The sequence below is a fragment of the Bartonella sp. AA86SXKL genome (assembly GCF_042196885.1).
This window is the reverse complement of sequence record NZ_JBHIRE010000004.1, coordinates 111,514-125,060: the sequence shown is the minus strand read 5'-3', so window position 1 is coordinate 125,060 and position 13,547 is coordinate 111,514. Positions and strand designations below refer to the sequence as shown.

The window sequence follows — 13,547 nt, the reverse complement described above, 5'->3', positions numbered from 1 at the left end:
GGCAAGGATGAAGAGAAGAGCTATGATAATGTTGCGGATGCGTTAGCAGGAGTAGGGACGTCTTTCACGAATATTCATAACGAGATTAACAAGGAGATTAACAAAGTTGTTAGTGATAGCTTAGTTAAGCAAGATGATGAGACGCATGTCATCAGCATTGGTGGTAAAAAAGGTGGTACGATCATCAATATTGCAAACAGTGATAATGCAGCGCGGACACTCTCAGGTGTTAAGGAAGGTGATGTTTCAAAAGTATCGACGGATGCGGTTAATGGTTCACAGCTTTATTCCATGAATAAGATGTTTGCGACCTATTTTGGTGGAGGAGCCGGCTATAATGATAAGGGAGAATGGGGTGCTCCAAGTTTCAAGCTAAAAACAGTCAACTCTGATGGAAAAGATGAAGAGAAGAGTTATGATAATGTTGCGGATGCGTTAGCAGGAGTAGGGACGTCTTTCACGAATATTCATAAAGAAATTAACAAAGTTGTTGGTGATAGCTTAGTTAAACAAGATGAAAAGACGCATGTTATTAGCATTGGAGGCGAAAAAAGCGGCACGAGCATCAATATTGCAAACAGTGATAATGCAGCGCGGACACTCTCAGGTGTTAAGGAAGGTGATGTTTCAAAAGCATCGACGGATGCGGTTAATGGTTCACAACTCTATTCCATGAATAAGATGTTTGCGGAGTATTTTGGTGGAGGAGCCGGCTATAATGATAAGGGAGAATGGGGTGCTCCAAGTTTCAAGCTAAAAACAGTCAACTCTGATGGAAAAGATGAAGAGAAGAGTTATGATAATGTTGCGGATGCGTTAGCAGGAGTAGGGACGTCTTTCACGAATATTCATAAAGAAATTAACAAAGTTGTTGGTGATAGCTTAGTTAAACAAGATGAAAAGACGCATGTTATTAGCATTGGAGGCGAAAAAAGTGGCACGAGCATTACCCTTTCCAATATTGATGGAGCGGAACGGACTCTTTCTGGAGTGCGTGGTGGAGCGATTTCAGAAACATCGACGGATGCGGTGAATGGTTCACAGCTTTATTCTATGAGTAATGTCTTAGCGTCCTATTTAGGAGGAGGAGCGGGCTATAAGGATGGGAAATGGAGTGCACCGGAATTCAAGGTTGCACAATTTAAGAGTGACGGTAGTTCAGATGAGAAGACGAGCTATGATAATGTTGCGGCTGCGTTTGATGGTGTGAATACAGGTATGACCAATATCAACAATCGTATTCATGATGTTGAGAAGAATGTTGCATCCAATGGTTTAAATTGGAATGAAACTGAAGGAGCGTATGACGCGAAGCATGATGACAAGTCGAGCAAGATTAAGAATGTCTTAGCTGGTAAAGTTGAAGAGAATTCACAAGAAGTTGTGAATGGAGGTCAGCTATGGGAGACGAATGAGAAAGTGAAAGAGGTTGAAAAGAAAGTAGATACGATTGATCAACATGTAAAAGATATTACAACAACGGTTATGGATGGAGCGGTTAAATATGACAAAGATGATGATGGTAAAAAGACGAATAAGGTTACGTTAGTAGGAGGCAATGACAGCGAACCTGTTATGATAGATAATGTAGCGGATGGAAAGATTGAAACAGGTTCTCAGCAAGCTGTTAATGGTGGTCAGTTGCATGATTATACTGAAGAGCAGATGAAGATAGTTCTTGAAGATGCCAATAAGTATACGGATGAGAAAGTTTCTCATATTGTAAAAGATGGAGTTAATGAGGCTAATTCGTATACGGATATGAAGTTTGAGACATTGAATTATGCTATTGAGGATGTTCGCAAGGAAGCAAGACAAGCTGCTGCTATTGGTCTAGCGGTGTCCAACTTACGTTACTATGATATACCAGGATCTTTAAGTGTTTCATTTGGGAGTGGTTTATGGCGCAGTCAATCTGCATTTGCTATTGGTGCTGGTTATACATCTGAAGATGGAAATATTCGCTCGAATGTATCTGTGACAAGTGCTGGAGGTCATTGGGGAATAGGCGCTGGAATTACTCTGAGGTTGAGATGATAATAGAAAAAATAGCTGTTATTGTAAAAACGAGAAGTATGTTAGTAAAGGTTCTGTTTGCTCTTGCCTTAATAGGCAAGAGCGAAAGCTTTGCCAACGAGAACAATAATATTTATACAGTGCATCCACCGCGCTTATCGATACCTAAGGGAGAACCTGGCGAAACACGTCGAATTATTATGCAGTTTTATGATTGGACTTTGATTTGTGACGAAAAACAAAAGCTGAAACATAAGCAAGGTATATGTAATGTGACACAGACGGTTCATGATCAAGAAGGAAATACCATTTTTAGTTGGTCTCTTGTTTCTACGACAAGTGGTCAAGCAGTGATGCTTTTTCGAACATTGCCAAATTCTGATATAAATGTTCCGATTCAAATGTTTGTAAAAGATGTCAAAAAACCTGTTCTTATTCATTATACGCAATGTAATGAAACGGTTTGTTTGGCACAATCACCTGTAGGTCCGGTTTTGACTAGACAAATAGAGCAGAACAATAAGGTACGTATTTCCTATAAAATTAAAGAAGGAAAGGTATTTTCTTTTACTGTACCATTTAAAGGGTTAAATGCGGCACTTAATTCTTTACGTCCTTAGAATCCATCGAGTCTTTTTAATAAGATTCATTTTTTCATAAATCGTTGTATTATATTTTTGAGTGTAAATTATAAGGTCAAATAAGTAATAATTTTTATATAATATGATATCGAGGTGACTTATTGGAAAGAGTGAGAGTTTTATGAATGTAAAGATACAATAGGTTCTTTATATGTAATAGAAAATCAAGTTAGTATTTTCCATAAAGCTTAAAGAGTTATTTCGTTATTTATTAAAAGTAAAAAAGATTAGAAATACTCGATTTATTCCTTACAATAATGAGTAGACTAAATTCTTTTTTTAAGCTTCAAATGGATTTTTAAAGCGGTCTGATTATGCATTAATATTTTTCAGATAAATTTATAATTCTAGAGATTTTTTTGAACGATAGTTTTTATTGGTATTCACAAAATAACAGCTATTGTAATTGCAGTTTGTGGTACTACAGAACTTTTATTTCAGCATAATCAAAGCCATTTCATTGCATATAACAAACGAGGCTCGTGTGTGGATAACGAGATTAAAAAAATTTTTCTTATAAACCGTACTAATGTATAGGTTGTTGTAACCTTAAGAGTCAGTAAATAGTATGATAGTGTAGGTTTGTTACAATAGAGGTGTGCTCCGTGTAAATGGTATAAAGAAAAGAGCATAATTTATAAAAATTGATGTGAACGTAAACGATTAATTTATAGTTTTAAGTTCATAAAGAGAAACATGATTTTACGGAAACAACCGAAAGATTATACAAAAATCTGAATGATGCTAGTGTAGAAAATTTTAATGATAGGAAAAGAAAGAGTGATTTCTTGTATTTATCATTTGATGCTGCATTATTGCTTTATTTAGAAATGAGCAGAAGAGTTTTCGCGTTTATTTATTGGGGGGAACGCTCAAGGGATAAGGGAAATGACCCCGTTAAATTATGGTTCAAAAGAGTTAAAGCGAGGAGAAATATACGATACCAAAGCAGATCAGTTGTATGATCAGTGCGGTAGTAATACAAATAATCATTCTGCATTGTCACGAACAGAGGCATATTCTGTCCTTGTTGATATAAAGAGACAACAGAGAAAAAAACATTATGAACAGAAACAGATTTTTGTTCAATCTGAGGCAGCTTTTGAGTTTCATAGTCAGATAATGATAGGTGCTCAAAAAACAAAAAAACTCAAAGCACCTTTTCTTCGACGGTTCCATTCAGTAAAATCTCCACCTCTTTATGCGGCACTTGATCTCGGAACAAATAATTGTCGTCTTCTTATCGCATCTCCCAGTAAACCTGGATATTTTCGTGTTGTTGATGCTTTTTCTCGTATTGTACGATTGGGAGAAGGTTTAATAAATAACGGTTTTCTTAATACACAAGCTATGGATCGTGCGATTGAAGCATTAAAGATTTGTCATTTAAAGCTAAAACAAAGGCATATTAAGCGTTATCGCTTGATTGCAACGGAAGCTTGTCGTTCTGCAGAAAATGGTAGACATTTTATTCAGCGTGTTTTGGAGGAGACAGGTCTTGAATTGGAAATTGTTGATCGGCAAACAGAAGCGCGTTTTGCTGTTACAGGGTGTAGTACACTTGTTGAACCAAATACTGACGCAATTGTGCTTTTTGATATTGGAGGAGGATCATCAGAAATTGTGCTACTTGATGTTTCTCAAAAGCGTTCTTTTCGTTTAGCTCGACAAATTATCGCTTGGACTTCTCTTCCTGTTGGTGTTGTTACGCTTGCTGAACGTTTTGGAGGGAATGATATTAGCTTAGACGATTTTGAAAAAATGAAAAGTTATGTGCGAGGGTTATTAAATAATTTTTCAGATCGTCATAAATTAGGAGAGTTAGCACAAGGTTCGAAGTTTCATCTTTTGGGAACCTCCGGTACGGTTACAACTTTAGCAGGAATGTATCTTAATTTAGAGCGTTATGATAGGAAAAAAGTGGATGGCATTTGGATGAATGATGCAGACATTACACTTATGACACAGCGCCTATTATCATGGGATATAGAAAAACGTGTCATAAGTCCTTTTATTGGACGCGAGAGAGCAGATTTAGTTTTAGCTGGTTGTGCAATTTTAGATGTTATTCGGGAAGTTTGGCCAAGTCAGCGTTTAAGAGTTGCTGATCGTGGATTAAGGGAAGGAATTTTGATAGAGCTGATGTTACGCGATGGAGTATGGTGTCGTCATAGAAAGAGCAGAGATTTCAAGCGTTAGAGAATTAAATATGGAGACAATGAATAATGATGAAAAAAATAACAAAAACACCGAGAGGTGGCTATGGAGGCTCAGGGTCACATGAATTATATCAGCGCGTAAAAAAGAAAGCAGGAACCATTAAAGCTTCATCACGACGATGGTTAGAGAGGCATCTGAATGATCCTTATGTCCATCAATCAAAAGTAGATGGTTATCGTTCGCGTGCGGCTTATAAACTCATTGAAATTAATGAGCGCTATAGGTTTTTGAAAAAAGGTCAAAAGGTTATTGATCTAGGAGCAGCACCTGGGGGGTGGTGTCAGGTGGCTGAGCGTATAGTAGGGTCAAGTGATGAAGATCCTAGCGTTGTTGGTATTGATTATTTACATGTTGATCCATTACCTAGAGTTGCCATGTTGGAAATGGATTTTTTGCATACAGATGCACAGCAGAAATTAATTGAAACTTTAGGGACAAAACCGGATGTGGTTCTTTCTGATATGGCAGCGCCAACAACAGGTCATCGTCAGACGGATCATTTAAGAACGATTTATTTATGTGAAGTTGCGGCTGATTTTGCTCTTTCGGTTCTCAAGCCTGGGGGATATTTTTTAGTAAAGGCTTTTCAAGGGGGAGCAGAAAACACTCTTCTTGCAAGATTAAAACAGCATTTTAAAAAAGTCTACCATGTTAAACCACCCGCAAGCCGATCAGAATCAGTAGAGCTTTATCTTCTAGCGCTTGAATTTAAGGGAAAAAAATACAAGAATATCACCTTCTTTTAAGAAGACTTAACTTTACTTAACCTATTTAAATGTGATGATTTTTTTCTCAAAGAGTTATCAGCGATAGCGACAGTTTTTCTGTTATCAATGATGAAAAACTGGTAAAATTAATGTATTGCCTATAGAGGTAGAGAGATTGATTTCTCAGTGAGTGTTTCCAATGAAATTTCTTGATCAAGCTAAAGTTTATATTCGTTCTGGTAATGGAGGTTCTGGAGCAGTATCATTTCGCCGTGAAAAATTCATAGAATTTGGGGGGACTGATGGAGGGAATGGAGGACGGGGTGGTGATGTCTGGGCTCTTGTTGTTGATGGGCTTAACACGCTGATTGATTATCGCTACCAACAGCATTTTAAAGCAAAAACAGGGGGACATGGCAAGGGGCGTAATATGACGGGTGAGAAGGGTGATGATGTCATCCTTAAAGTTCCGGTTGGGACGCAAATTTTTGAAGAAGATAATACAACGTTAATATGTGATTTAACGGAAGTGGGACAGCGCTATCGCCTTGCAAAAGGAGGGAATGGCGGTTTTGGCAATCTTCACTTTACAACATCGACAAATCGGGCACCGCGTCGTGCAAATCCAGGTTTGGCTGGAGAAGAGCGTGCAATATGGCTTCGTTTGAAGTTAATTGCTGATGCGGGGCTTGTTGGTTTACCAAATGCCGGAAAATCAACTTTTTTAGCTTCTGTAACGGCGGCAAAGCCAAAAGTTGCAGATTATCCTTTTACTACTCTACATCCTCATCTTGGTGTTGTACGAATTGATGGTCGTGAATTTGTTTTGGCTGATATTCCGGGGTTAATCGAAGGAGCCCATGAAGGGGTGGGAATTGGAGACCGTTTTTTAGGACATGTGGAACGTTGTCGTGTCCTCCTTCATTTGATTTCTGCTCAAGAAGAAGATGTTGCAAAAGCATATCAAATTGTGCGTCGTGAACTTGAGGCATATGGAAATAATCTAAGTGATAAAACTGAAATTATTGCTTTAAGCCAGATAGATACGCTAACGATTGAAGAGCGTAAAACGAAACAGGAAGCTTTGCAAAGAGCTGCGGATCAACCTGTTATGATGTTTTCTGCCGTTAGCCGCGAAGGTTTAGAAAATGTGCTGCGTGCTGGTGCACATATTATTGAAATGTCACGCAAAGAGGAGATTAGTGGGGATAGCAAGGTTGATTGAGATGGCTGTTGGATCGCAAAAACTTACACACTATAAACGTATTGTGGTCAAGATTGGATCTGCCCTTTTGGTTGATCCTCAGGCAGGTTTACGGGTTGAATGGCTTAAAAGCTTGATTAGTGATGTTGTTGAATTGCACAAAAAAGGTGTAGAGATATTGTTGGTGTCTTCAGGTGCTATTGCTTTAGGAAGGACATTGCTACAGCTTCCTAAGGGGGCTTTGAAATTGGAAGAAAGCCAGGCATGTGCTGCTTTGGGGCAAATTGAGTTAGCTAAAACCTATGGTGATGCGCTTGCTCAACATGGGCTCAAAACAGGCCAAATTTTGCTCACTTTATTTGATACGGAAGAGCGAAGGCGTTATCTCAATGCACGTGCAACGATTAATGTACTTTTACGTTTTAGAGCAGTACCTGTTATTAATGAGAATGATACTGTTGCGACAAATGAAATTCGTTATGGTGATAATGATCGTTTAGCTGCACGTGTGGCAACAATGATGGGGGCAGATCTTTTAATACTTTTATCTGATATTGATGGTCTTTATACAAAGTCTCCCCATAGTGATCCTACGGCTGAATTTATACCTTTTGTTGCATCCATTACGCATGATATCGAAAAAATGGCAGATGTTGCTGCTTCAGAGTTTTCACGGGGAGGAATGAAGACTAAGCTTGAAGCCGGAAAAATAGCTAATGCTGCTGGAACGGCGATGATTATCACCTCAGGCAAGCGTATGAATCCTCTTGCTGCAATTGACAAAGGTGAACGCAAGAGTTTTTTTGCGGCAAGTAAGAAATCTGTCAATGCTTGGAAAACATGGATTTCTGGTCATTTAGATCCATCTGGTGTTTTGACGATTGATCAAGGAGCCATTAGGGCTCTTGAAACAGGAAAATCGTTATTAGCAGCAGGGGTTATTGGCGTTGAGGGAAATTTCCAGCGTGGGGATACGGTTGCAATTGTTGGTACAGATGGGGTTGAGATTGCGCGTGGACTTGTAAGCTATGACAAAGATGAGGCTGTACGCATTATAGGACATAAAAGTGAAGAAATTGAAGCTATTCTTGGGTATGAGGCGCGCTCTGCTATGGTGCATCGTAATGATATGATTGTACGTTGCTTGATCAATTCTGTTTAAAAAAGTTACTTTTGTTTTTATTGTTTTCGCAGAGTGGATAATACGATGACTTTAGAAGAACAAATGAAAGATATGGGACAAAAAGCACGCTATGCCGCTGCAGCGTTGGCCGTTGCTTCTTCTGAGCAAAAGAATAATGCATTAGAAATGATCGCTTTAAGTCTAGAGGCTCAGTCAGATAAAATTTTACGGGCGAATTGTCAAGATTTAGAGAATGCTGCTCAGAATAATTTGAAAGCTGCAATGATTGATCGGCTAAAATTAGATGACTTGCGTTTACGTGCAATGATAGACAGTGTTCGTCAAGTTGCTCGTTTATCTGATCCTGTTGGACAGGTTATGAGTGCGTGGAAACGTCCAAATGGGCTTCATATAAGTCGTGTACGAACACCTCTTGGTGTGATTGGCATTATTTATGAAAGTCGTCCCAATGTTACAGTTGATGCGAGTTCTTTGTGCTTAAAAGCAGGTAATGCTGCGATTTTGCGCGGTGGTTCGGATAGCTTTCATTCTTCTCATGCTCTTCATTTAGCTTTGGTACAAGGTTTAGAGCGCTCTGGTTTACCCAAAGATGCTATCCAAATGGTTGGAACGACAGATCGTGCTGCCGTTGGGGAAATGCTCAAAGGATTGGATGGAGCGATTGATGTGATCGTACCACGTGGTGGAAAGAGCCTTGTTGCCCGCGTTCAGTCTGATGCACGTGTTCCAATTTTTGCTCATTTGGAGGGACTTTGTCATATTTATATTGATAAATCGGCAGATTTAGATATGGCACGCAATATTGTTTTAAATGCAAAGCTGCGGCGAACAGGGATATGCGGTGCTGTTGAGACAGTTCTCATTGACAGCCAAGCATTAAAAAAGTTTCTTCCTGTTTTAACTGCTTTACAGGAGAAGGGATGTGAAATTCGCGCCACAGAAGATATTGTTTTTCTTATACCAGATGTCAAATTAGCTTCTGAAGAAGATTGGTCGCATGAATATCTTGATGCTATTCTTTCTGTTAAAACAGTTGAGGGTGTTGAGGGAGCCATTGCTCATATCAAGCGTTATTCATCAGGACATACGGAATCGATTATTGCTGAGGATTTGGAAGTGGTGAAGAATTTTTTTAATCATTTAGATTCAGCTATTTTGCTGCACAATGCATCTACACAATTTGCTGATGGAGGTGAATTTGGTTTTGGAATGGAAATTGGTATCGCAACAGGAAAAATGCATGCACGTGGTCCCATAGGTGTTGAACAGCTAACATCATTTCAATATCACGTTAAAGGAAATGGTCAGGTTAGAGCTTGAGAACATTATTTTTTCCATGGAAAAATTGTATGCCACATGTTGAAAGATCTAATGTTGTGGGTCTTTTTGGTGGTTCCTTTAATCCACCGCATGCGGGGCATCTTCTTGTTGCAAAAATTGCCATTCGGCGTTTGCATCTTGATCAGTTATGGTGGATGATCACTCCAGGAAATCCTTTAAAGGATTGTACACAGTTGCTCTCTTTAGAGGAGAGAATGCAATTAAGTTTTAAACTTATTGACCATCCAAAAATTTGCTTAACAGGTTTTGAACAGGCTATAGGGAGTAAAGTATCAGTAGATACGATTTTTCATATTCTTACCCATTACAGTGGCGTAAATTTTGTATGGATTATGGGGGCAGATAGTTTTGCGACGATACATCATTGGTATCGATGGCATGATATCGTCTCTATGCTTCCTATTGCGATTATTGATCGTCCTTTAGGAAATCGGTCAGCACTTTCTTCTCCTATGGCACATATTTATCGCCGTTTTCGTTTGGATGAGAGAGAAAGTAAGCGATTACCTTTTATCAAGCCACCAGTTTGGACTTATTTGCATGGACCTTTATCTTTTCAGTCTTCAACAAACCTTCGTTTGAAGAAGAATGATTTTTCTTGAACATTTCATAAGATTCTGCTTCTCTTTAGAGAAGTCTCTTTTTTAGATTCCACAACGATAAGAAAGGATATTGATCTGAAAAACGTTGCACACAAACACTCTTACAATATTATGCCTTCAAAAGAAAAAAAAGTTTTTTCTGTGAGTGAGAGTCTTGAAGTTATTCTCAAGAGTTTAGAAGATACAAAAGCAGAAGATATTGTTGCTATTGATATTCGAGGGAAGTCATCTTTGGCTGATTATATGGTCATAGCTTCAGCAAATTCGCAGCGTCATGTATCGTCTGTTGCTGATCATTTATTACATACTTGGAAAGATAGTGGGCAGGGGCTTGCGCGTGTAGAAGGGCTTGCTGGAGGTGACTGGGTATTGATTGATACAGGTGATATTATCATTCATCTTTTTCGTCCAGAAATTCGTCTTTTTTATAATTTAGAAAAAATATGGATGACGCCGGATTTAAACGATACGGCTTTGCTTCTCTTCGGAGATCATTAAAATGCAAATTTCTGTTTTTGCGGTTGGTCGTATGAAAAGTGGGGCGGAGCAAAAATTAGTTCAGCATTATTTGGATCGTTTTTCTAAAATTTCTGGAGATGTAGGCTTGCATTTAAAAAAGTTACAAGAGATACCAGAAAGTCGTGCTCAAACAGTTTGTCAACGTATGGATGAAGAGGGGAGAAAACTTATTGAATTTTTACCTGAAAAATGTCGATTAATTGTGTTAGATGAGCGTGGAGAATCGATTTCTTCAACTTCTTTTTCTGAAAAATTGAGGTGTTATCGTGATGAGGGCATTCGAGATGTCGTCATCGCTTTGGGAGGACCTGATGGGCATAATGAACAAATAAGGAAGCGTGCTGATTTTCTTTTATCTTTTGGTTTGATGACGTGGCCACATCAAATTGCACGTATTCTTCTTACAGAACAACTTTACCGCGCTGTAACAATTGAAAATAATCATCCGTATCATCGTTTTTAATATTTTTGTTCAATTTTTAGCACTTATTTATATGTTTATTAATATTGTTTTAGCTGACACCATTTAAAGCATCTCTAATGTATACGATGAGGTGTCATGGTTTTTGCAAATGAAAAAGCTTCTTCATAGAAAGATGCTATATTTATATGAGGAGTGCGTCATATTTGTCATTCTGCTCTTGAGTATGTTTTTTTGCTTTTCTGTATCGCATGCGGAAGAAATGAGGAGTACGGAAGTACATAAAGAATTGGGAGAAATTCGCCAAAATATTTCACTTTCGCGTGAGCGTGTTACTTTTCTTATGCATCAAGTTGAGCATTTAAAAAAAGATCAACGTGTTTTGAGTGATGCACTCATAAAGGCGGCTAAAGAAGAACGTATAGTAGCAGATGATATTGCTAAAAGGGAAGAAAAGCTTAAAAAAATGATAGAAAAGCGGGTACAAGTCTATCAAAGTTTAAAAAATCGTCGTGCTGAATTTGCGGAAGTTCTTGCAATTTTGGAACGTATGGGATTGAATCCGCCTCCTGCTCTTATGATACAGCCAGAAGACGCGTTGGCTTCTATACGTAGTTCTGTTTTATTAGGTACTGTTATTCCTCAGATGCAAGAGAAAACACGAGATTTAAAAGGGGAACTCAAGGAGTTGACCAATTTGAGTAATTCCATTACTACGGAATATACGGCATTAAAGACAAAACTGCAAAATCAAGCAGAGCAGCGAAAACGTCTAGAGCTTTTATTAGACCAAAAAAACAAACTACAAAAAAAATCAGAAAAAGAACTTACAGAACAGCAACAAAAAAATATTGCTCTTGCTAAAAAAGCGCAGTCTTTGGAAGAATTGATTTTAGAGCTCGATCGTCAGTCAAAACTTAGCTCTGATGCATCAGTACAGGTACGGAAAAGTTTACAATTGTTAGAACAGTCCAATTTTGAAAGCCGAAAAGGTTCTTTACTTTTTCCTGTTTCAGGAAAAAGAATACATCACTCTAACAAAAGTTCGCAGATTACGCGCTTTGGTGAAACGATAGAAACAGAGTCAGGAGCTGTTGTTATTTCACCTGTGGATGCTTTTGTTGCTTTTGCTGGGCCATTTCGTTCTTACGGACATTTAATCATTCTCAATGTTGGAAATGGTTATCATATCATTTTTACTGGAATGTCGAGAATTAATGTAAAACAGGGGCAGTTTGTTCTTTCAGGTGAGCCTCTGGGTATAATGGAGATGCAATTTATTTCAAACAGTGTTGCATTGGATATAGGAAAAACTTCTCCAATGCTTTACATTGAGTTTAGAAAGCAGGGAAAACCTGTAAATCCAACTCCTTGGTGGCAGACTGAAAAAATAAGAAGGAGCCAAAATGATTCGTAAAGTTATTCTTTTGGTCGCTGGGGTATTGCTCGGCGCCTGTTCAATGATTATGGTGCAGTCTGTTGCTGCGAATAATGAAGATAATGCATATAAAAAGCTAGCTATATTTGGCGATGTTTTTGAGCGTGTGCGTATGCAATACGTTACAGTTCCAGATGATAAAAAGCTTATTGAAAATGCTATCAATGGCATGCTCACATCACTGGACCCTCATTCATCTTATTTGAATGCTGAAGAAGCCAAGGATATGCGGGATTCTACGAAAGGAGAGTTCGGAGGTCTTGGTATTGAGGTCACTATGGAAAAAAACTTAATTAAAGTTGTTTCACCAATGGATGATACTCCCGCTTCAAAAGCAGGTATTCTAGCAGGAGACCTTATTTCAAAAATTGATGATGTACAAACGAATGGTCAAACATTGAATGAAGCTGTTAATAAGATGCGAGGTGCTCCTGGAACACCAATTACCTTAACAATTATTCGTTCTGGCGTTGATAAGCCATTTGAAGTGAAGATTGTTCGTGATATTATCAAAGTAAAAGCGGTGAAATATCGGGTTGAGGGTGATATTGGATATTTAAGAGTTATCCAGTTTTCTGAACAGACATTAAATAATCTTCTAGCGGCAATTAAAGATATCCAATCTAAAATTCCTGAAGATAAGCTAAAAGGTTACGTCCTTGATTTGCGGCTTAATCCGGGTGGGCTTTTAGATCAAGCTGTTAATGTTTCGAGTGCTTTTCTCAATAAAGGTGAAATTGTGTCGACTCGTGGGCGCAAAAAGAGTGATGTGACAAGATTTGATGCGAAGCCAGGTGATGTCATCAATGGAAAACCGCTCATTGTTCTTATTAATGGTGGTTCAGCAAGTGCTTCTGAAATTGTTGCGGGTGCATTGCAAGATCATCGTCGTGCAACAATTTTAGGGACGCAGTCTTTTGGTAAAGGATCTGTTCAAACAATTATTCCTTTGGGTGAAAATGGGGCTTTACGCTTAACAACAGCACTTTATTACACGCCATCAGGCACTTCTATTCAAGGAACAGGGATTACGCCTGATATTATTGTAGAGCAACCACTTCCTGAAAAATATAAAGGTTATGATGTAAAAGTTGGTGAGTCTGCATTAAAAGGACATATCAAAGGAAAACGAGAAAGTAATAAAGGATCTGGTTCAGCTGCTTTTGTTCCCAAAGACCCTAAAGATGATATTCAATTGAATGAGGCCTATAAACTGTTACGAGGTGAAATGGCAAATGCAGCATTTCCACCAGATCCCAATAAGGATGTGTTAAAGTGAGAATTGATATCTATA

The 13,547-nt window shown here is 38.3% G+C and carries 12 protein-coding genes; all 12 read left to right on the top strand.

Annotation, left to right across the window (positions count from 1 at the left end; translation table 11 throughout):
• Positions 1-2,037 (top strand): Vomp family autotransporter (locus tag ACFIO5_RS03490; RefSeq protein WP_375705098.1); only part of this gene is annotated, 2,037 nt, incomplete at its 5' end.
• Positions 2,034-2,636: an invasion associated locus B family protein gene (locus ACFIO5_RS03485; protein ID WP_375633892.1), complete on the top strand. Its 603-nt coding sequence runs from the start codon at positions 2,034-2,036 to the stop codon at positions 2,634-2,636. The genes ACFIO5_RS03490 and ACFIO5_RS03485, both read left to right, overlap by 4 nt.
• Before the next feature lie 909 nt (positions 2,637-3,545).
• Positions 3,546-4,856 carry a Ppx/GppA phosphatase family protein gene (locus ACFIO5_RS03480; RefSeq protein ID WP_375661947.1) on the top strand — a complete coding sequence of 437 codons (1,311 nt, stop codon included), beginning with the start codon at positions 3,546-3,548 and terminating at the stop codon, positions 4,854-4,856.
• A 29-nt stretch (positions 4,857-4,885) separates the two neighbouring features.
• Positions 4,886-5,623, top strand: a complete 738-nt coding sequence (locus ACFIO5_RS03475; RefSeq protein WP_375705099.1) for an RlmE family RNA methyltransferase — start codon at positions 4,886-4,888, stop codon at positions 5,621-5,623.
• Positions 5,624-5,783: 160 nt separating this feature from the next.
• On the top strand, positions 5,784-6,809 hold the full coding sequence (gene obgE / locus ACFIO5_RS03470; protein ID WP_375633896.1) for a GTPase ObgE: 1,026 nt from the start codon (positions 5,784-5,786) through the stop codon (positions 6,807-6,809).
• Between the two features lies 1 nt (position 6,810).
• Positions 6,811-7,950 (top strand): glutamate 5-kinase, encoded by a 1,140-nt coding sequence (proB, locus tag ACFIO5_RS03465; RefSeq protein ID WP_375633898.1) that lies wholly within the window; start codon positions 6,811-6,813, stop codon positions 7,948-7,950.
• Positions 7,951-7,995: 45 nt separating this feature from the next.
• Positions 7,996-9,252 carry a glutamate-5-semialdehyde dehydrogenase gene (locus ACFIO5_RS03460; protein ID WP_375633900.1) on the top strand — a complete coding sequence of 419 codons (1,257 nt, stop codon included), beginning with the start codon at positions 7,996-7,998 and terminating at the stop codon, positions 9,250-9,252.
• A 29-nt stretch (positions 9,253-9,281) separates the two neighbouring features.
• The gene (locus ACFIO5_RS03455) at positions 9,282-9,875 is read left to right on the top strand and encodes a nicotinate-nucleotide adenylyltransferase (RefSeq protein WP_375633902.1); all 594 of its coding nucleotides are present in this window, start codon (positions 9,282-9,284) and stop codon (positions 9,873-9,875) included.
• 111 nt (positions 9,876-9,986) lie between these two features.
• Positions 9,987-10,373 carry a ribosome silencing factor gene (gene rsfS, locus ACFIO5_RS03450; protein WP_375610572.1) on the top strand — a complete coding sequence of 129 codons (387 nt, stop codon included), beginning with the start codon at positions 9,987-9,989 and terminating at the stop codon, positions 10,371-10,373.
• 1 nt (position 10,374) lies between these two features.
• Positions 10,375-10,857, top strand: a complete 483-nt coding sequence (gene rlmH / locus ACFIO5_RS03445) for a 23S rRNA (pseudouridine(1915)-N(3))-methyltransferase RlmH (RefSeq protein ID WP_375633903.1) — start codon at positions 10,375-10,377, stop codon at positions 10,855-10,857.
• 133 nt (positions 10,858-10,990) lie between these two features.
• Entirely contained in the window at positions 10,991-12,232 is a 1,242-nt protein-coding gene (locus tag ACFIO5_RS03440; RefSeq protein WP_375634022.1) for a murein hydrolase activator EnvC family protein, read from the top strand.
• Complete coding sequence (locus tag ACFIO5_RS03435) at positions 12,222-13,532, top strand: S41 family peptidase (protein ID WP_273790634.1); 1,311 nt, start codon at positions 12,222-12,224, stop codon at positions 13,530-13,532. Before ACFIO5_RS03440 ends, ACFIO5_RS03435 begins: the two co-directional genes overlap by 11 nt.
• The last annotated feature ends 15 nt before the right edge of the window (positions 13,533-13,547 follow it).

Coding starts and splice junctions, on each gene's coding strand:
- ACFIO5_RS03475 (WP_375705099.1), top strand. CDS start 4,886: ATGAAAAAAATAACAAAAACACCGAGAGGTGGCTATGGAGGCTCAGGG.
- obgE (WP_375633896.1), top strand. CDS start 5,784: ATGAAATTTCTTGATCAAGCTAAAGTTTATATTCGTTCTGGTAATGGA.
- ACFIO5_RS03455 (WP_375633902.1), top strand. CDS start 9,282: ATGCCACATGTTGAAAGATCTAATGTTGTGGGTCTTTTTGGTGGTTCC.
- proB (WP_375633898.1), top strand. CDS start 6,811: ATGGCTGTTGGATCGCAAAAACTTACACACTATAAACGTATTGTGGTC.
- ACFIO5_RS03435 (WP_273790634.1), top strand. CDS start 12,222: ATGATTCGTAAAGTTATTCTTTTGGTCGCTGGGGTATTGCTCGGCGCC.
- ACFIO5_RS03460 (WP_375633900.1), top strand. CDS start 7,996: ATGACTTTAGAAGAACAAATGAAAGATATGGGACAAAAAGCACGCTAT.
- ACFIO5_RS03485 (WP_375633892.1), top strand. CDS start 2,034: ATGATAATAGAAAAAATAGCTGTTATTGTAAAAACGAGAAGTATGTTA.
- rsfS (WP_375610572.1), top strand. CDS start 9,987: ATGCCTTCAAAAGAAAAAAAAGTTTTTTCTGTGAGTGAGAGTCTTGAA.
- rlmH (WP_375633903.1), top strand. CDS start 10,375: ATGCAAATTTCTGTTTTTGCGGTTGGTCGTATGAAAAGTGGGGCGGAG.
- ACFIO5_RS03440 (WP_375634022.1), top strand. CDS start 10,991: ATGCTATATTTATATGAGGAGTGCGTCATATTTGTCATTCTGCTCTTG.
- ACFIO5_RS03480 (WP_375661947.1), top strand. CDS start 3,546: ATGACCCCGTTAAATTATGGTTCAAAAGAGTTAAAGCGAGGAGAAATA.